Origin of the sequence: Devosia sp., from assembly GCF_036563435.1 — a bacterium.
GTDB lineage: Bacteria > Pseudomonadota > Alphaproteobacteria > Rhizobiales > Devosiaceae > Devosia.
This window is the reverse complement of record NZ_DATCMJ010000018.1, coordinates 324,503-342,937: the sequence shown is the minus strand read 5'-3', so window position 1 is coordinate 342,937 and position 18,435 is coordinate 324,503. Positions and strand designations below refer to the sequence as shown.

Genomic DNA, 18,435 nt, shown 5'->3' with positions numbered 1-18,435 from the left:
CATCTTATTCGCAGCGCCTTTCGCGCCTCTGCCACCAAGGCTTTTGATGTCCCAGACCATTTCCATCCGCACCGCGCCGCTGGGCGAGGTCCATGCCACGACCACCTTCATCTATGCCGCCGAAGACGCCGCCCCCGCTGGTGCCGGCGCATCGGTCTGGGCCGCCACTGGCCTCGCCTGGCAGGAGACGTCGGCCGCAGCGTCGTTCAAGGGCAAACAGGGACAGGCCCTGGAAATCCTCGGCGCCGGCGGTAAGCGCGTCGTGGTTCTGGGCACCGGCAAGCCGGCAGACACGCCGCTCAACGGCTGGACCGATCGCGGCGGCTCGCTCCTTGCCAAGGTCGCGGCAACGCGTGCCAACAAGGTGGCTGTAATCATTGACGAAGCCGGTGCCAGCCCCGCCGCTGTCGCCGAACTCGCGGCCGGCCTGCGCCTGCGCCACTACCGTTTCGACAAGTACAAGTCCGCCCGCAGCGACGATGCTCCCGGCGCGCTCGACGTAACGCTCCACGTCGCCGATCCGGCTGCTGTCGACCGCGCCATCGCCGACCGCGGCGCTACCGTCGACGGAACGCTGCTTGCCCGCGACCTCATTAACGAGCCCGCTAACGTCCTCGGCCCGGTGGAATTCGCCGCCCGCGCCGCCGAACTTGCCAAGCTTGGCGTCGAGGTCGAGATTCTCGAACCGGAAGCGCTGGAAAAGCTCGGCATGCGCTCGCTGCTCTGCGTGGCACAGGGCTCGGACCGCCCCGCGCGGGTCGTCGTCATGCAATGGAACGGCGGCCGGGCAGGGGAGGCGCCGCTTGCTTTTGTCGGCAAGGGCGTGGTCTTCGACACAGGCGGTATTTCCATCAAGCCCGCGGCGTCCATGGAAGACATGAAGGGCGACATGGGCGGTGCCGCCGCCGTCACCGGCCTCATGCTGGGTCTGGCCACCCGCAAGGCTGCGGTCAATGTCGTGGGCGTCATCGGCCTCGTCGAAAACATGCCTTCGGGCAAGTCCGTTCGCCCCGGCGACATTGTAAAGGCCATGAGCGGCACCACGATCGAAGTCATCAATACCGACGCCGAGGGCCGGCTCGTGCTGGCCGACGCGCTCTGGTACACCCAGGATCGCTTCAAGCCGCGCTTCATGATCAACCTGGCCACGCTGACCGGCGCCATTGTCGTTGCTCTTGGCCATGAGCATGCCGGCCTCTTTTCCAACAACGACGAATTGGCGACCCGCCTGCTGGGTGCGGGCCTCTCGGCCAACGAGAAGCTGTGGCGCATGCCGCTGGCTCCAGCCTATGACAAGCTGATCGAATCCAAGTTCGCCGACATCCGCAATTCCGTCGGCCGTCCTGCCGGGTCGATCACCGCAGCTCAGTTCCTGCAGCGCTTCGTCAACGACGTGCCCTGGGCCCACCTCGACATCGCCGGCACGGCCTTCGGCGCCGGCAATAATGAGGTTAACACCTCCTGGGCGCCCGGCTTCGGGGTGGCCCTGCTCGACCGGCTGGTTCGGGATCACTACGAGCAGTAGGCCACGCCATGCCCGACATCCTCTTCTACCATCTCGAACCGCGCCCGCTCGAAGTCGTGCTTCCCCAGCTGCTGGAGAAGACGCTCGAGCGCGGCTGGCGCGCCGTTGTGGAAGTGGGGTCCACCGAACGCGCGGAGGCGCTCGACGCTCATCTCTGGACCTTCCGCGACGACAGCTTCCTGCCCCATGGCATCGCTGGCGACGACGTGGAGGCGCACCAGCCCATTCTCCTCACCACCGGCAGCGACAATCCCAATGGCGCGGCGTGCCGCTTTTTTGTCGACCGGGCCGTGCCCAGGTCCGTCGAAGGCTATGAGCGGATCGTCTACATGTTCTCGGGCCATGACCCCGACGCAGTAGCCGAAGCGCGCCTTGCCTGGCGTGCACTCAAGGATAGCAATATGCTGACATATTGGCAGCAGGAGCCCGACGGGCGGTGGGTCAAAAAGGCATGACGCCCGATCTCGCCACCCCCAGCCGCCACCGCCTGGACGAAGACATCTTCGCCATCCTGATCGGAACCATGCTGGTCTCCTTCGGCATCGTCCTATACGCCGAAGTGACCTTGACCACCGGCAGCTCCGCCGGACTAGCCTTGTTGCTTCAATATGTTACACGCATTCCCTTCGGCTGGCTGTTCTTTGCCATCAACCTGCCGTTCTACGTCCTGGCAGTACTGCGCATGGGCTGGCCCTTCGCCCTCAAGACAGTCGCTTCCGTAGCGCTCGTGTCCTACTTCTCCGGCCACATTCCGGACTGGATCGACATCACCAGCATCCACCCCCTTTTCGCAGCATTGCTTGGCGGCGGGCTGATGGGGCTAGGTATTCTGTCTCTCTTCCGCCACAAGGCAAGCGTTGGCGGCATCAATATACTGGCCCTTTATCTGCAGGAAAACTTCGGCATTCGCGCCGGTTACTTCCAGCTCGCTGTCGATGCCGTCATCCTGGTCTGCGCCTTCTTCGTTCTTCCGCTCGATCGCGTGCTCTATTCGATCCTGGGCGCCCTGGTCCTCAACATGATCATCGCCACCAATCACAAACCCGGCCGCTATGTCGGCTTCAGCTAGCGCTTCCGCTTCTGCTTGCCCGTAGGCACGTCGCGGAACTCCTCCTCGAGCCCACTGGCATAAAGGTTCATGTAGTCCTGCATCAGCTCATAGCAGAAGATTACTTCAAGCTTTTCAGGATCATAGAAGGCGTTGGGCTCGCCGCAGCGCCGTGCATTGAACTCCACCCGCTCGCGCAGCTTGTAGCGCGTGCGCAATTCGTCGGCGACCTCATCGAACACCCCACTGTCGCGGAACGCATCGGCGGCAACCTTCAGCCGCCCGCCCACCTGATGGTAGGTGACAACCACATCCGTTCCGCCCTTCTTGACCCTGCCTTGGTCGAGCAGCCGGTCCAGCGATCGGTCGACGGTTTCATAGTCCCAGTAGCAGCTTTCCCGGCGATCGCGGTCGAGCCGGTACTCGTTGGCGATTGGGCGATAGGCCTGCTCATCCATGCCGATCATTAGGCAGACGATCTGATAGGCCCTCTGCTTGTCGAGGCTATACGCCGCGGCATAGTCGCTCTCGTCCCCGCCGCTGTCATAGGCGATCCCGGAAAGGAGCCATCCTTCCGCGGCGTCCTCGAGCACCTGCTCGGCACGCTCGGTGCCCTGTCGCAGCAGCGTCCAGGTGGCGAGATTGTCGGCGGCATCCTCCTCGCGACCAAGGATGGGCAGTTCCAATTGGTGAAACAGCAGGTGCCCCATCTCGTGGTAGAGAACGAAAAGGCTGTTATTGGCGGCGAAGCGCCGCTGCTCGGCACGCTGCTGCTTGGTCAGGTCTTGCGCCGCCGCCGCGCTGGCCAGCATCGACAGGCTCGCCACGAGCAGAAGCAGCTTCTTGAACAAGGACATGGCGCGCTTCCAGCCGATCTTGACCGGGCAAATGGAGCCTGAAGGTGGGCCTATGTCAACCTCCGCGCCTATCCCCGCTCCGCCTCTTCCAGCTCGGCGCTCAGCGTCAGCCAGGCTTCCTCCGTCGCCTCGAGATCGGCGGAAAACCGCGCCTTGTCTTTGCCCAGGGCGATCAGCTTGTCGGCCGGACCGTTATAGACCTTCGGGTCTTCGAGTTGCGCATCAACCTTCTCGATCTCGCGCTTGAGCCGCGCGATCTTGGTCTCGGCATCCTTGATGGATGCCTTGAGCGGCGCGACTTCCGCGCGCTTGGTCGCCGCTTCCTGCTTGCTGAGCTTGGCCGCGCCCTTACTCCCACCGCCGCCGTTCTTGGGCTCCCTGGTGGAGGTGATGCTGCGCTGGTAGCTGTCGAGATCCTCGTCCAGCTCCCGGATCGTGCCGCCCTCGGCGATCCACAGCGTATCGCAGGTCGCTTCGATCAGGTGGCGATCGTGCGAGATGATCAGCACTGCGCCTTCATAATCGTTGAGCGCATGCACCAGGGCGTCGCGGGAGTCGATGTCGAGGTGGTTGGTCGGCTCGTCGAGGATCATCATGCCGGGCCCGCCAAAGGTGATGATGCCCATCAGAAGCCGCGCGCGCTCGCCACCGGACAGGTTCTTGGCCTTGGTGTCCATGCGCGAAGTGGTCAGCCCCATCTGCGCCAGACGCGACCGCCGCCGCGCCTCGTTGTCGAGCGGCATGAGGTCGACCATATGCTCGAGCGGGGTCCATTCCGGCTTGAGCTTGTCCATCTGGTGCTGCGCGAAATGCGCAATCTCAAGCTTCTTGCCCTTGCGCAGCGTGCCGTCCATCACCGGAATGTCGCCGGCCAGGAGCTTGGCGAAAGTCGACTTGCCATTGCCGTTGACGCCGATCAGCGCGATGCGGTCGTCGGGGTCAATGCGCATCGTCACGTTGCGCAGAATGGTCTTGTCGCCATAGCCGGCTGCCACCTTGTCCATGGTGATCATGGGGGTAGGGGGCTCGTCCTTGGGCTGCTGAAAGCGGAACGGCGCCGCATATTCATCGAACATCGCCGTCGGTGGCTTGAGCTTTTCGATCATCTTCATGCGCGATTGCGCCTGCTTGGCCTTGGTGGCCTTGGCCTTGAAGCGATCGACGAACTTCTGCAGATGCGCGATCTGGTCCAGCGACTTCTCGCGGCTCTTGTTGTTGAGCTCCATCTGCAGCCGGCGGGTATTCTCGAACGTGTCGTAATTGCCCTTGTAGAAGGTCAACTTGCGATGCTCGAGATGGATGATCGAGCTGACCGACTTGTTGAGGAGGTCGCGATCGTGGCTGATCATGAAGACCGTATAGGGATAGGTGGCCAGATACTTTTCGAGCCACAGCGTACCTTCAAGGTCGAGGTAGTTGGTCGGTTCGTCGAGCAGCAGCAGGTCTGGCTGAGAGAACAGGACGCCCGCCAGGGCCACGCGCATGCGCCAGCCGCCTGATAGCTCCCGTGTCGGTGCATTCTGCCGGTCCTGCTCGAAGCCCAGGCCCTTGAGGATGGACGAGGCGCGCCCTTCGGCCGAATAGGCGTCGATATCGGCAAGGCGGGTATAGATGTCGCTGATCCGGTGCGGGTCGGTCGCGGTTTCCGCCTCCGCCAGAAGGGCGGTGCGCTCCTTGTCGGCCGCCAGCACCACGTCCAGCACGCTTTCGTCGCCGGCCGGGGCTTCCTGCGCCACCGCGCCGATCCGCGCCTTCTTGTCCAGCTCCAGCGATCCCGCATCCTGGCTGATATGGCCCTGGATCAGGTGGAACAAAGTGGTCTTGCCAGTGCCGTTCTTGCCGACGAACCCTGTCTTGGAGCCGGTGGGCAGCACCACAGAGGCGTCCTCGAACAGCTCTCGGCCCTGGATGCGATAGGTCAGGTTATTGATGGTCAGCATGGCGGGGCAATCTGGGAAGGGCAGGGGCGCGGCACGAAATCTCGCGCGCATGCGGCACCGGCAACAAAAGGGTTGCCGTTCGATAAGGCGTGACGCGGCGCAAGGCAACCGCCACGTGCCGCATAGGTGCCGCTTTGTCGCGCCAACCTCTTGCCGATCTGGGCATTGTTCCCAGCGATTAACTCGAAGGATGACGACATGAAGCTAACCCCCTTCGCCCTTGCCGCCACCATTGCCCTTGCTTCCGGCAGCATTGCCTTCGCTCAGTCAGCCAAGCAATTGGACGATCTCGACGCCACCCGCATCAATCCCAACCAGATCACGATCGAGTTCGAGTACACCGGCGGCGCCTGCGAGGAAGTCGGCCCGGCCGAAGTCGGCGAACTGGTCGACGGTACACTCTCCGTAACCTTCCCCACCATCTCCACCGCCGAAGTCTGCACCCAGCAGGCCGTCGAGATCGAGGTCGAACAAACCATCCCTGCCGAGAACATCATCTCGCGCATCGACGTGACCCTCGCCGCCCCCGACGGCACCGTCATCGCCACCGGCTCCACCGACGTCGACCACGACTAAGCGGCAAACACCCGGCCCCTGTCTCCCTCCCCCTCGAGGGGGAGGGTAGCGGGGCTAGGTCCGAAGGACGTAGCAGAGCTAGGGTGGGGCCGTTCCGCTTCATGGAGAGCGGCAACAGAACTAGCCTCAGACTCGACCGTCTTGCCTCCGTCAAACTCTGCCGCTACAAGGCGCGACCTCTCAACAGTTCCATTTTAGGGATCGAACCAATGGCGCTCGAACGCACCTTCTCCATCATCAAGCCCGATGCCGTCCGCCGCAACCTCATCGGCAAGATCCTGACCAAGTTCGAGGAAGCCGGTCTGCGTCCGATCGCCCTTAAGAAAATTCACATGACCCGCCAGCAGGCCGAAGGCTTCTACGCGGTCCACAAGGAACGCCCCTTCTTCGGCGAACTGGTCGAGCAGATGATCGCCTCGCCCGTGGTCGTGCAGGTTCTGGAAGGCGAAAACGCCATCCTCAAGAACCGCGAAATCATGGGCGCCACCAACCCGGCCAACGCTGCCGAAGGCACCATTCGCAAGGAATTCGCCCTCTCCGTCGGTGAAAACTCGGTCCACGGTTCGGATGCGCCCGAGACCGCTGCCGAAGAAATCAAGTTCTTCTTCTCCGACGACGAGCTGGTCGGCTAATGCCTGAAGTTTACGTCTATGCCGTCGAAGGCCGCACTGCCGAGCAGAAGCGTGGCCTGATGAAGGACATCACCGACGCCGTGACGAAGAACTTCGGCACCGATCCCGAAAAGGTCACGGTGCAGATCATCGAAGCGCCCGCGGATAGCAAAGCCAAGGGCGGCATCCCGTTCAGCGAGCGCTGAACCGGCAAACCACGATGCGAGGGCCGCCCGCCGGGCGGCCTTTTGCTTTGCTTGTGCTATGATGCAGTCAACCATCATGGCCCTTCCGTCGTTTCGACGGAGAAGCACTTACCTCCGCTTTGCGGAACCCTGACGCCAATGATTGGCGGCGTCTCATGAAAGTCCCAAATGTCCCTGCCTGATACCATTCTCCCGCCGCTCGCCCGTGCCCTCTCCGCCAAGGGCTACGAGACCCTGACCCCGGTCCAGTCCGCCATCATCGAGGACGAAACGGCAGGCCGCGACCTCCTCGTTTCCGCCCAGACCGGCTCAGGCAAGACCGTTGCCTTCGGCATGGCCATTGCGCCGACCTTGCTGGGTGATGCAGAACGCTTTGAGACGCTGGGCGCGCCCATGGCTCTGGTGATCGCACCCACGCGCGAACTGGCCCTCCAGGTGCAGCGCGAACTCGACTGGCTCTATGCCGAGGCCGGCGCCAGGACCGCGTCCTGCGTCGGCGGCATGGATGCACGCACCGAGCGCCGCGCCCTTGAACGTGGCGCCCACATTGTGGTCGGCACGCCCGGGCGCCTGCGCGATCACATCACCCGTGGTGCTCTTGACATGTCGTCCCTTCGCGCCGTCGTGCTCGACGAAGCCGACGAAATGCTCGACCTCGGTTTCCGCGAGGATCTCGAGTTCATTCTCGATGCCGCGCCAGAAGATCGCCGCACCCTGCTGTTCTCGGCCACGGTGCCCAAGCCGATCGCCCAGCTCGCCAAGACCTTCCAGCGCGATGCGCTGCGCGTCGCTGCCACCAGCGCCAACGAACAGCATGCCGACATCGACTACAAGCTCATGCTGGTGCCCGCCGCCGAACGCGAAAACGCCATCATCAACACGCTGCTCTATTTCGAAGCGGTCAACACCATCGTCTTCGCCTCGACCCGCGAAGGGGTGAAGCACCTCTCCGCGCGCCTCCACAATCGCGGCTTTGACGTCGTCACCCTCTCGGGCGAGCTCTCCCAGGCCGAGCGCACCAACGCGCTGCAGTCCATGCGCGACGGCCGCGCCCGCATCTGTGTGGCGACGGACGTCGCTGCCCGCGGCATCGACTTGCCCAATCTTGACTTGGTGATCCACGCCGACCTGCCGACCAATCCTGACACCTTGCTCCACCGTTCGGGCCGTACGGGCCGGGCAGGGCGCAAGGGCACCTGCGTCATCATCTCCCCGATGCATCGCCGCAACGTCGCGCAGCGCGTACTCAAGACCGCCAAGCTCGACGTGTCCATGATGGCGCCGCCATCGGCCGAGGAGATCGAGGCACGCTATCGCGAAAGCATCCTGTCGAGCGACATGCTGACCCAGGCGATTTCCGAGGAAGAAGCCGCATTCGTTGCACAGCTGATGGAGCGCCACTCGGCCGAAGCCATCGCCGCCGCCTACCTCCGCCAGCAACTCGCCGCCCGCCCGGCGCCGGAAGATGTCAGCGCAACCATGATGCCCGACAAGCCCGGCGACAAGGACCCGCGCACGCGCGAGCGTTTCGAGGGCGGCACCTGGTTCAAGGTCTCCGTGGGCCGCAAGCACAAGGCCGAGCCGCGCTGGCTCCTGCCCATGCTGTGCAAGGCCGGCAATGTCACCAAGACCGCGATCGGCTCGATCCGTATCTTCGATACCGAGTCCATCTTTGAAGTTGCCGCGCAAAAGGCGGATAGCTTCGCCAAGTCGGTCGAAAAGAACGGCTCGGGCGAACGCGGCGTCACCATCTCCCCGGTCGACGGTCCCGGCGAACGTCGCTCCGGCCCGCCCCCCTCGCAGCGGCGCCCCCCGGGTCCCATCGAGCGCTACGACCCCAACGCGCCGCGTCCCGAACGTGCCGACCGCAAGGCACGCTACGGCTCTGCGGGCCTGCGGCCCGATGATCTGGAAGAAGGCCCTGCTACGGGTGCCTGGAACCCGGTCGCCGGCGAGGCTCCGCGTGCCCCCCGGCCTGACTTCGACAAGGCACGTCCGCCCAAGGTGAGCAAGGCGCCGCCAAGCAAGGACAAGGGCAAGCCGAAATGGGCCGGCAAAGCGGAGGGTGACGCTCCCGCCAAGAAGCCCAAGCCCGCCAAGAAGGACCACAAGCCCAAGCGCAAGCCGCAGGTCTAGGTCTGGAATGAGGTTTAGCAGTAGACCTCATCCTGAGCCTGTCGAAGGAAGAGGTCGTGGCAGGGTCGGTGTGCCCGACCTCGTGGTTCGACAAGCTCACCATGAGGTCTCCGAGATAGTAGAGCAAGAATGACACTCCCTACCATCTTCTCCTTCTGGCATGGGCCGATGAGCTGGCTCGAGGCGCTCTCGGTCGCCTCGTTTCAGCGCCAGGGACATCGGGTTGAAGTCTATAGCTTCGACCCCATTCCCGGCCTGCCCGCAGACGCCGTGGCCCGCGATGCCGCTGAAGTGCTCGGGCGCGAACGGCTGATGTTCTACAAGGGCCGCGGAACGCCTGGCGTCTTCTCGGACCTGTTTCGCCTCACCGGCCTTCGGCAAGGTCGCGGTGTCTATGCCGATCTCGACGTCTATTGCGTCCACCCCATCGAAGGCCCACCCGACTACCTCATGGCCTATGAGCGCCCCGGCTCGGTCAACGGCGCCGTCCTCCACATTCCCGCCGATGCGCCGCTGCTCGATGACCTCCTGTCGATCTTCGACACAGGGCCGCGCCCGCTGCTGGAGCCGCATCTGCCCCTGTTCCGACGCCTCGAAGTCGCCGCCAAGCGCCTCGTCGGCCGCAAAGTCGCGCCCGAGTTCATGCAATATGGCGCCACCGGCCCCATGGCCCTGACGCATTACGTCAGCAAACGCGGCCTGTCAGCCAAGGTCCTCCCCAGCACTGCTCTCTACCCGATCCCCTATGAGGGCATACCCGCGCTGATGCAGCCCGGCTCCAGCGTCGATCCCTCCATCAAGCCCGACACTTTGGCGATCCACCTCTGGCGCAGCCAACTGACCAATCGCGGCCGCGCCGACATGCCGCCACCGCCCCCCGGCAGCGCCATGGCCGAACTCTGCGAGCGAGAAGGCATCCTGGTGCGTTAGGCTGCTCGCCGCACAAGACCAACCCGGCCGAGATTGCCCGCCAGCATCAGCATGGCGCCGGCGATCGCAATCAGCCCGCCGGCTAGCAGCACCAGACGATAGTCTCCGCCAATGCTCAGCACGCCAAACACCGCCCCGCTCAGCAGTGTTGCGGCGATCGCCACAACATCCATCAGCGAGGTGGAAAGCCCGACCCGCCCCTTGATGGCATCCTGCAGATAGCTGATGCTGACCGACATCAGCGCCGCCGTCGCAATGCCGTTGAGACATTGCAGCCAAAGCACTTCGGCAACGCTGCCGGCGCGGCTCACCAGCACGAGGTAGAGCCCAAAAAGCAGCGCATTAAAGACCAGGATCGCTTCCTTGCTGATCTTGGCCAGCAGCAAGCCCCAGCCCAGCATGAAGGGCAGTTCCAGCGCCGCCGCCAGTCCGGCGAGAAACCCCACATCGGTAAGCTCCCCACCCAGGGCATTGACCATCAACAGCGGCGTCCCCATGCCGCCCAGCCGCGTCGCCACGCTGACCACGATCAGCCCCGCCACGCCGGTGACGATCGGCACGGGCAGGGGACCTCTCGCTCCTGCTTCTCGCACCGGCTTGGGAGGCGCCGGAAGATTGGCGACTCTGGTGCCGCCATCCGCCATCAACGCCGCGAAGATCAACGCGCAAGCCAGATAGGCCAGCGAAGACATTAGATAGACGTCGAAAATGCTGAACGCCGCCGCCAGATACCCCGCCAGCGGCGGCACCACGGCCCATGCGACGGTGAACACCGTCCGTAGCATCGAGACCATGAAGTCGGCGCGGCCGGGGTGGTGGCGGTTATAAAACACCCGCACATAGGCAAAGCTCTGCGAAAACATGGCAAAGCCCAGAGGCATGATCAGGACCGTTGATACCGAAAACGCCAGGGGCGTGCGCAGCCAGTAGATGAGTCCATGCCCCAGCACACCGGCTAGCGCCGAGATCAGCACGAGAATGCGCCGGTCCGGCAGCCTGTCTGACAGGTAGCCCAGAAAAACCGAGATGAAGGTCCCGGCTATCGCGCCGGCCGACACGAGGCCCGCATAGCTGGGGCCGGTCAGCCCCAGCGTCTCCACGCCCACAATGGCGGCATAGGGCGCCGTGCTGGCAAAGGTCACGCCCGAAAAGAACATGTTGGCCCCGAGCAGGGCCGTCACCGGCAATCGCATGCTGTCGGCCATGGTTCCCCCCTCGGCGCCCCATTGGCTTAGAGCCCGCGGGTGAGTCGGTCTACTTGCGCGCAGCGGCAATCTGCTCGGCCAAGGCCGCGATATCCGCGGCGAACTTCTCCGCCCCCGGTCCGGTATGTTCCGGCCAGTGTCCGAACCGGCGCAGCATCGGTACGAAAGCCGCCAATTCCTCCTCACTCCAGCTGCTGAGGAAGTCGCCCATGATCAGGAACTTGTAGGCACGCACGGCCTTGACCACGGCGTCGCCGGTAGGGGTCAGCTCGATGATCGTCCGCCGCGCATCGGCCTGGCTGACAGCCCGGCGTGCGTAACCTGCATCGACCATTTCGCTGACCACCCGGCTTGCGCGCGACGGGTCGATGGCGAGGCGCTCGGCCACCGATGCCACCATGGTCTCGCCTCCGGCCATGTCACCGAATTCATCGATCGGCGCCTCGATGGCGAACAAGACGTCGAGCTGTGCAAGGTCGATGCCGATCTTGAGGTCCACCAGCGCCCGCTGTCCCAGTTCGCGCTTCAGCGATCGGCGCCGCCAGTTCTGCAGCAGGGCGTCGAGCCTCACCACGGCGTCCACCGTATCCTGCTTGATGCCGGCCTTGCGCAGGAGGCTGTTGATGTCGGTCTGGCTCATGGCAGTTCCCACCACATTGCATGACAAATGCAAATGCATGACATTGACATGTATCTGCTGCGCGCAGATATAGAGTGCAACAGGCCGCGCTGCAAGCGCCCGCATCCGTCTCAACAAAGGTTCAGGTAATGTCACAACCCGCAGCATCCGCCGATGCACCACAGGCGCCCTCAGTTGGGCTCATCATCGGCGCCGTCGCGGTGACCCTGCTGCTGGCTTCCCTCGGCCAAACCATCGTCTCCACCGCCTTGCCGCGCATCGTCGGGGAACTCGGCGGGCTGGACCACCTGACTTGGGTCGTCATCGCCTACCTCCTGAGCTCCACCGTCGTGGCGCCCATCTATGGCAAGCTCGGCGACCTTTATGGCCGCAAGATCGTGCTCCAAGTTGCCATAGTCATCTTCCTCATTGGCGCCGCACTCTCCGCCATGGCCTCGTCCATGACCTTCCTGATCATCGCACGAACCGTCCAGGGCCTGGGCGGTGGCGGCCTCATGGTCGTGGCCATGACCGTGGTCGCAGACGTCATCCCGCCGCGCCAGCGCGGCAAGATCCAAGGCGTGTTCGGCGCCGTGTTCGGTGTCTCCACCGTTGCCGGGCCGCTGCTGGGAGGCTTCATCGTCGAGCACCTCAACTGGCAGTGGATATTCCTCATCAACCTGCCGCTCGGCCTCGTCACGCTGCTCGTCATCGGTTTTGCCCTCAAGAGCAAGCCCGATCGCGTGTCGCACAAGATCGACTATATGGGTTTCGTCCTGCTGACGGCGGCGCTCTCCGCCTTCGTGCTGGCCACCAGCCTCGGCGGCAACACTTTTCCCTGGCTGTCGGTCCAGATCATCGGCCTCGTCGCCTTCTCGATTGCGTCCCTCCTTGCCTTCGTCTGGGTCGAAGCGCACGCGCCCGAACCGGTCCTGCCGCTCCAGCTTTTCCGCAACAATACCTTCGTGATCACAAATGCCGTCGGTTTCCTTGTCGGGATGGCGATGTTTGGCTCCATCACCTTCCTGCCGCTCTACCTGCAGACGGCAAAGGGCGTCTCGCCCACAGGTTCGGCACTGCAGCTGCTTCCAATGATGGTCGGTCTCATCGGCTGTTCCACCCTCTCGGGCTTCCTCATGAGCCGGACGGGGCGCTACAAATTCCTGCCGATCGCCTCCACATCCGTGCTGTTCCTCGGTCTCGCCCTGCTCGGCACGATGAACCTGTCCACCCCCGACTGGATGATCGCCATCTTCATGTTCCTGGTGGGCGCCGGCATTGGTCCGGTGAACAGTGTTGGTGTCACGGCAACCCAGAACGCCGTTTCCCCCAACCTCGTCGGCGTTGCCACGGCCGGCAATACCCTGTTCCGCCAGATCGGCGGCTCGATCGGGGTTTCTGTTTTCGGCGCCATCTTCTCCAGCAGCCTGGCCAGCCAGCTTGGCGATGCTGCCCTCGCAGGTGGCGGTGGAGCCTTCAATGCGCAGGCCATCCAGGCGCTGCCTGAGGCAACCCGCATGCAGGTCCTCGAAGGGTTTGCCGCCGCCTTGCACCCGGTCTTTTTGACCGCCGCCGCCGCTGCCGCGCTTGCCTTCTTCTTGGCCTTCGCACTGCGCGAACTTCCTCTGGCCAATTCCCTGCGCAAGGAGCCCGACGCAGAGGTCAGGGCGGAGGAGCAGGGAGCTGCCGCCGCCGTGGGCGCTCCCGTCAACTGACAGCCGACCCGCTACTGCAGGTCCACGAGCTCGCCCCAACTGGGGTCCCACTCCACATCGTCGTCGATCTCGACGGCAATGCGGCAGGTACCGAGGTGTTCGCAAAGATACTTGGCATAGGGCAGGGCCTCCTCGACGCTGCGGGAGGGTAGGGCCTTCGGCGAGAAGACGCGCAGCCCGGGCTCGGGCAGGCGCCAGCTCACCACACAGGAGAGCCCCTCGGGCAGCGAAAAGATCCGCAGCGCTACGGCGTGGTCCTGCTGGAGGCGGGGAAGGTGTCGGAAGAAGGTGGGCAAGGCAGGAACTCGAAGTCAGTCCTGCAGCTACGAGCGCCGGAGCCATTTTGTTTCAGCCGGTCCGGCACTTCACCTTTTGGCGCCGCTACTGTATTGGATGCTCCGCGGCGACGACCCCGCGATCTATCCCACATCCCGGCCGGGACGACCCGCCATACCAAGGAGAGATCCCATGGCTTGGGTCTATCTCGTTATCGCCGGCTTCTTTGAAATGGGCTGGGCCATTGGCCTGAAATATACCGAAGGCTTCACCCGCCTTGTGCCCACTGCACTCACCGTCGCCGCCATGGTCATCAGCGTCGCGCTGCTCGGCCTGGCCCTGCGCGACCTGCCGGTGGGCACCGGCTACGCCGTCTGGACCGGCATCGGCACTGTTGGCACCGCACTGCTCGGCATGTACCTCTTCGGCGATCCGGCCACCGCAGCCCGCCTTGCCTGCATCGGACTGATCGTCGCCGGCATCATCGGCCTCAAGGTCCTCAGCTAGATCAGCCGTTTAGTCTCGGAAGCCGATTCGATCTCTGAGCTTCAGCAGCACTTCAGATACTACCCCGGCCCCGACGCGGGGCCGGGCGCACTGTGACAAAAAAGCAGTGGTTCCCACCCAACCATCACGCTTCCCGATTTTGTTAATGGTGAAATAAGCGAACATCGCTAGATTCGCGCACGAGGAATGCCGAATAGCGTCGCCGGCTCATTTTATACTGGAGAGCAACTGTGCCCTTGCGCTGGCAAGAAGTGGCCGTGCCACTATTCGTGATCGTTGCGCTGATCACGCTGAAATACGTTCCGTTCACCGCTGGTTTGCCGCTTGCGCGGGCAGCGGGTGTTGTTGCCTTTGGCTACGCCGCCTTTCTGGCGCTTCGCCTGGTGCAGGACGAGGAAGCAGCCAGCGTCGATGGCTGGTCTGAACTCCGCCCCTCCATTGTTGAGTACTTTGCCTGCTACGGCGCTGCCGCTCTTTCTGTGATCCTGATGTCGGCCATCATCGTCATCGGCGGCAGCAAGCATGTCGAAGCCACCCAGATGATCGCAACTTTCATCGCCTCGCTGCTGCTCGGTGCTGGTTCGGCCGGCGTCGGCATCGGCGGCCTCTTCACCAAGGTGCGCTGGAACAATTCGCTGCTCGAACATCGCAGTGCCTTCGGCCGTGAAACCAGTATCGCCTGGTCCGATGTCCGTTCGGTCCGTCCCAACTGGCGCGGCATCACCATCGCGACCCATGATGCGCAGCGGGTTACCTTCTCGCAGTTCCATTCCGGCGCCGCCCAGCTGGCCAAGCATGCCGCCAACCGCGCGCGTCGCAATGCCGAAACCAGCACCAAGGCATTCGCCAGCCTGTGAAAAGATAGCGCCCCATGACGGGGCGCTTCCGCTTAGGCAGCCATGCTGCCCGAGTGGCGGCCGAGTTCGGCCATCGCGATGGCTTCCACCATCTCGTCGAGCTTGTTGAGCGCCTGGCGCAGGTCGTCGACCGACGTGGTCACGCCAGCTGGCGAGCGGCGGATCGCCGGAGCATTGGGCAAGGCATTGGCATCCGACATCCAGCGCGACAGCAGGGCCCGCTTGCGTGCTACCGTAAGCTGCGGATCGGCGACGATCTCGCGCGGGTGGTAGTAACCCACGAAGTCGGCGCGGGTGATTTCGTCCTGATCGAACGGATGGGTGATGAGATCGAGGTTTGTCCTCATAGCTACATCCTCAACTGAGCAATATAGGTACAAAGAGAAGCATCAGCTCTCACCCCCATAAGTTCCGACAAGGCTTGTGGTTCCACCATTCGATTGAGCCGCATCGAGCGCTCCGGTAATCTCCCCTCATGAACCAGATCGCCCCCCTCCGCATCGGCCGCTCGGTCTGCCCGCACGATTGCCCCTCGGCCTGCGCCCTCGATGTCGAGCTCATCGACGAGCGCACCATTGGCCGCGTGCGCGGCGCCAAGGATGATCCCTATACGGCCGGCGTGATCTGCGAGAAGGTCGCCCGCTACAGCGAAAGGGTGCACCACCCCGAGCGCCTGTTGCATCCATTGCGCCGCACCGGCCCCAAGGGCAGCGGCCAGTTCGAGCGCATCAGCTGGGACGCGGCACTCGACGAAATCGCCCGGCGTTTCACCGAGGTCGAGGCCGAGCACGGCGCCGAATCCATCTGGCCCTACTACTATGCCGGCACCATGGGCCATGTGCATCGCGACGGCATCGATCGCCTTCGCGCGGCCAAGGGCTATTCACGCCAATACGACACCATCTGCACCGGCACCTCCTGGCCCGGCTATATCGCCGGCACCGGCATGCTGGGCGGGGTCAACCCCGAGCAGATGGCCGAAAGCGACTGCGTTGTCATCTGGGGCACCAACGCGGTGCACACCCAGGTCAATGTGATGACGCACGCCATGCGCGCTCGCAAGGAGCGCCGCGCCCGCATCGTCGTCATCGATATCTACCAGACAGCCACCATGGCCCAGGCCGACCTCGGCCTTATCCTGCGTCCCGGCACCGACGGTGCCCTGGCCCTGGCCGTCATGCATGTCCTCCTGCGCGACGGGCTCGCTGATCGCGCCTATATGGAAAAATATACCGACTTCGACATCGCGTTCGAGGGCCACCTCCAGGGCAAGACACCGCAATGGGCTTCGGCGATCACCGGCCTCAGCGTCGGCGAGATCGAGGCCTTCGCCCACCTGGTCGGCACCACGCCACGCAGTTACTTCCGACTTGGCTATGGCTTCACGCGCCAGCGCAATGGCGCCACCGCCATGCACGCGGCCCTCTGCATTCCCGCCATGACGGGCGCCTGGCAGCACCGCGGCGGCGGTGCTCTCCATTCCAATTCCGGTACCTGGCAGCTCGACAAGTCCGCCATCACCGGCGCCGCCATGCAAAAGGGCGATCCGCGCTGGCTCGACATGTCCGAGATCGGGCCGATCCTGACCGGCGACAGCAAGGCGCTCAAGGGCGGTGGCCCGGTCAAGGCAATGATCGTCCAGAACACCAACCCGGCCTCCGTCGCGCCCGACCAGACGCTGACCCATGCCGGCCTCGCGCGCGAGGACCTCTTCCTCGTTGTCCATGAGCAGTTCATGACCGAAACGGCCGAGTTCGCCGACATCGTCCTGCCCGCCACCATGTTCCTTGAACACAACGACTACTATACCCGCGGCGGTCACACGCGCGTGCTCTACGGCCCGGCACTGATCGAGCGCCCTGGCGAAACCTGGTCTAACCACGAAGTCATCAACGCCCTGGCGCAGCGTCTCGGCCTCGACGATCCCAGCTTCACCACTGTAGACCGCGACGTGGTCGCCGAAACCTTCCGCCGCTCCGGCTACCCTTCGCTCGAGCAGGTGGAACAGACCGGCTTCGTCGACCGCGAACGTCCCGACGCCGCGGCCCGCTTCGCCGACGGCTTTGCCTGGCCCGACAAGCGCTTCCGCTTCACGCCCAACTGGCAGGACGTCGCCGATCGTAAGGGTTACCTCTGGACCTGCGATCCCGCCGACATGCCGCGCTTCGCCGACCACTGGGATATCACCGAAAAAACCGACGAGGAGCACCCGTTCCGCCTGGCCACCAGCCCGGCGCGTGGCTTCCTCAACTCCAGCTTCAACGAAACCCCGGGCAGCCAGAAGCGCGAAGGCGCACCCTCGGTCTTCATCCATCCCGATGACGCCTTGGCGCTGGGCATCGTCGATGGCGAATTCGTCACCGTCGGCAATCGCCGCGGCTCGGTCGATCTCACCGCCCGCGTGCGCACGGGTCTCCCCACCGGTGTCCTCATCGCCGAGGGCCTGCACAAGAACAAGTCGCATCGCGGCGGCAAGGGCATCAATACCCTGACCAATGCCAGCCCGGCACCGCCCTTTGGCGGCGCCACCTTTCACGATGCCGCCGTCTGGATCCGGCGCGCTGACTAGGCGAGGTACGCGCCCCAGAAGAAATAGCCGGTCATGAACACGCCATAGGCGATCACCGCCATGCGGATCCACTGCGCGGGAATATGGTGGGCATTGCGGGCGGCGACATAGCCGCCGATCACCACGCCCGCCAGGGCGATCGAGCCATGATACCAGTCGATCGAGCCGCTGACGGCAAACCGCGCCACCGCGACCATCGCCACCACGGCCGACACATAGAGCTTGAGCCCGTTCATGGCGTGGATGTCGCTCATCCCCGCCGTGGCAAGAAAGGCCAGCAGCAGGATGCCCAGGCCCGCATTGAAGAATCCGCCATAGATGCAGACGACCGCCAGGAACACCAGCAGCACCGCGCGCCCCAGGAGCTTCATGCCCCGCCCGCCGCCATGCCGCGAGGCGACAAAGGCGTTGATCCTGTTGCCGAAGGCAAACAGCAAGACGGCAAAGGCCATCAGCCACGGCACCACCAGCGAGAACAACTCGTCGCTCACCACCAGCAGCAGTTCGGCGCCCACATAACCAAAGACCGCAGACATCACCCCATAGAGCACGAGCCGGTCCTTGTAGGCGGCCATGGCATGCCAGTAGCCCCAGGCGCCGCTGGCATAGCCGGGCAGGGCGGCATAGGTGTTGGACGCATTGGCGACCACCGGCGGCACCCCCACGAACAGCAGCGCCGGAAAGACGATGAACGAACCCCCGCCGGCCAGCGAATTGACCGCGCCGCCGAGAAAACCGGCGATCAGCAAGAACAGTGTTTCAATCATGGGTACGGAGCCTCGGCTCCCCCCCCTTGCGGGGAGGGGCGGGGGTGGGGGTTGTCCCCAGATAATCCGAATTGCCCCTCTGCCCAACACA

Annotated in this window: 19 protein-coding genes; 12 read left to right on the top strand and 7 right to left on the bottom strand. The window is 64.1% G+C overall.

Features of this window, described 5'->3' with window-relative positions; all coding sequences use genetic code 11:
- Positions 1-46 precede the first annotated feature (46 nt).
- Genes VIL88_RS14155 through VIL88_RS14145 form a run of 3 tightly spaced genes read left to right on the top strand, consistent with a single transcriptional unit; the run spans position 47 to position 2,594 of the window.
- Entirely contained in the window at positions 47-1,525 is a 1,479-nt protein-coding gene (locus tag VIL88_RS14155; RefSeq protein WP_331989934.1) for a leucyl aminopeptidase, read from the top strand.
- Positions 1,526-1,533: 8 nt separating this feature from the next.
- Positions 1,534-1,980, top strand: coding sequence for a DNA polymerase III subunit chi (locus VIL88_RS14150; RefSeq protein ID WP_331989932.1), 447 nt, complete (start codon positions 1,534-1,536; stop codon positions 1,978-1,980).
- Positions 1,977-2,594 carry a YitT family protein gene (locus VIL88_RS14145; RefSeq protein WP_331989930.1) on the top strand — a complete coding sequence of 206 codons (618 nt, stop codon included), beginning with the start codon at positions 1,977-1,979 and terminating at the stop codon, positions 2,592-2,594. Before VIL88_RS14150 ends, VIL88_RS14145 begins: the two co-directional genes overlap by 4 nt.
- On the opposite strand, the gene VIL88_RS14140 is transcribed toward VIL88_RS14145, so the two are convergent.
- On the bottom strand, positions 2,591-3,430 hold the full coding sequence (locus VIL88_RS14140) for a DUF4344 domain-containing metallopeptidase (RefSeq protein ID WP_331989928.1): 840 nt from the start codon (positions 3,428-3,430) through the stop codon (positions 2,591-2,593). The two genes, VIL88_RS14145 and VIL88_RS14140, sit on opposite strands and share 4 nt — an antisense overlap.
- 68 nt (positions 3,431-3,498) lie before the next feature.
- Positions 3,499-5,370: an ABC-F family ATP-binding cassette domain-containing protein gene (locus VIL88_RS14135; RefSeq protein WP_331989926.1), complete on the bottom strand. Its 1,872-nt coding sequence runs from the start codon at positions 5,368-5,370 to the stop codon at positions 3,499-3,501.
- Positions 5,371-5,568: 198 nt separating this feature from the next.
- Between VIL88_RS14135 and VIL88_RS14130 the strand changes: the two genes are divergently transcribed.
- The 5 genes from VIL88_RS14130 to VIL88_RS14110 all read left to right on the top strand — a co-directional run bounded on the left by VIL88_RS14130 (position 5,569) and on the right by VIL88_RS14110 (position 9,829).
- Complete coding sequence (locus tag VIL88_RS14130; protein ID WP_331989924.1) at positions 5,569-5,946, top strand: hypothetical protein; 378 nt, start codon at positions 5,569-5,571, stop codon at positions 5,944-5,946.
- A 209-nt stretch (positions 5,947-6,155) separates the two neighbouring features.
- On the top strand, positions 6,156-6,578 hold the full coding sequence (gene ndk, locus VIL88_RS14125) for a nucleoside-diphosphate kinase (protein WP_331989922.1): 423 nt from the start codon (positions 6,156-6,158) through the stop codon (positions 6,576-6,578).
- A complete protein-coding gene (locus VIL88_RS14120) occupies positions 6,578-6,763 on the top strand; it encodes a tautomerase family protein (protein ID WP_331989920.1) in 186 nt (61 codons plus the stop codon). The genes ndk and VIL88_RS14120 overlap by 1 nt, the downstream gene beginning before the upstream one ends.
- A gap of 168 nt (positions 6,764-6,931) precedes the next feature.
- On the top strand, positions 6,932-8,899 hold the full coding sequence (locus VIL88_RS14115) for a DEAD/DEAH box helicase (protein ID WP_331989918.1): 1,968 nt from the start codon (positions 6,932-6,934) through the stop codon (positions 8,897-8,899).
- Between the two features lie 129 nt (positions 8,900-9,028).
- The gene (locus tag VIL88_RS14110) at positions 9,029-9,829 is read left to right on the top strand and encodes a hypothetical protein (RefSeq protein WP_331989916.1); all 801 of its coding nucleotides are present in this window, start codon (positions 9,029-9,031) and stop codon (positions 9,827-9,829) included.
- Here VIL88_RS14110 and VIL88_RS14105 read toward each other — a convergent pair.
- Both VIL88_RS14105 and VIL88_RS14100 read right to left on the bottom strand, forming a co-directional pair.
- Positions 9,826-11,034 carry an MFS transporter gene (locus VIL88_RS14105; protein WP_331989915.1) on the bottom strand — a complete coding sequence of 403 codons (1,209 nt, stop codon included), beginning with the start codon at positions 11,032-11,034 and terminating at the stop codon, positions 9,826-9,828. The two genes, VIL88_RS14110 and VIL88_RS14105, sit on opposite strands and share 4 nt — an antisense overlap.
- Before the next feature lie 49 nt (positions 11,035-11,083).
- Positions 11,084-11,674, bottom strand: coding sequence for a MarR family winged helix-turn-helix transcriptional regulator (locus VIL88_RS14100; RefSeq protein ID WP_331989913.1), 591 nt, complete (start codon positions 11,672-11,674; stop codon positions 11,084-11,086).
- Positions 11,675-11,802: 128 nt separating this feature from the next.
- Here VIL88_RS14100 and VIL88_RS14095 point away from each other — a divergent pair, with 128 nt between their 5' ends.
- Complete coding sequence (locus VIL88_RS14095; protein WP_331989911.1) at positions 11,803-13,368, top strand: MDR family MFS transporter; 1,566 nt, start codon at positions 11,803-11,805, stop codon at positions 13,366-13,368.
- Between the two features lie 11 nt (positions 13,369-13,379).
- Here VIL88_RS14095 and VIL88_RS14090 read toward each other — a convergent pair whose 3' ends face one another.
- Positions 13,380-13,664 (bottom strand): hypothetical protein, encoded by a 285-nt coding sequence (locus tag VIL88_RS14090; protein WP_331989909.1) that lies wholly within the window; start codon positions 13,662-13,664, stop codon positions 13,380-13,382.
- Between the two features lie 172 nt (positions 13,665-13,836).
- On the opposite strand from VIL88_RS14090, the gene sugE reads away from it, so the two are divergent.
- Together sugE and VIL88_RS14080 are read left to right on the top strand one after the other, a co-directional pair.
- Entirely contained in the window at positions 13,837-14,151 is a 315-nt protein-coding gene (gene sugE / locus VIL88_RS14085; RefSeq protein WP_331989907.1) for a quaternary ammonium compound efflux SMR transporter SugE, read from the top strand.
- Between the two features lie 230 nt (positions 14,152-14,381).
- A complete protein-coding gene (locus VIL88_RS14080; RefSeq protein ID WP_331989905.1) occupies positions 14,382-15,008 on the top strand; it encodes a hypothetical protein in 627 nt (208 codons plus the stop codon).
- A gap of 32 nt (positions 15,009-15,040) precedes the next feature.
- Here the strand turns inward: VIL88_RS14080 and VIL88_RS14075 are convergent, their stop codons facing one another.
- Positions 15,041-15,355, bottom strand: coding sequence for a hypothetical protein (locus tag VIL88_RS14075; RefSeq protein WP_331989903.1), 315 nt, complete (start codon positions 15,353-15,355; stop codon positions 15,041-15,043).
- 128 nt (positions 15,356-15,483) lie between these two features.
- Here VIL88_RS14075 and VIL88_RS14070 point away from each other — a divergent pair, with 128 nt between their 5' ends.
- Positions 15,484-17,577: a molybdopterin-dependent oxidoreductase gene (locus VIL88_RS14070; RefSeq protein WP_331989901.1), complete on the top strand. Its 2,094-nt coding sequence runs from the start codon at positions 15,484-15,486 to the stop codon at positions 17,575-17,577.
- Here the strand turns inward: VIL88_RS14070 and VIL88_RS14065 are convergent.
- On the bottom strand, positions 17,574-18,344 hold the full coding sequence (locus VIL88_RS14065; RefSeq protein ID WP_331989899.1) for a sulfite exporter TauE/SafE family protein: 771 nt from the start codon (positions 18,342-18,344) through the stop codon (positions 17,574-17,576). The genes VIL88_RS14070 and VIL88_RS14065 overlap by 4 nt on opposite strands.
- Positions 18,345-18,435: the final 91 nt, after the last annotated feature.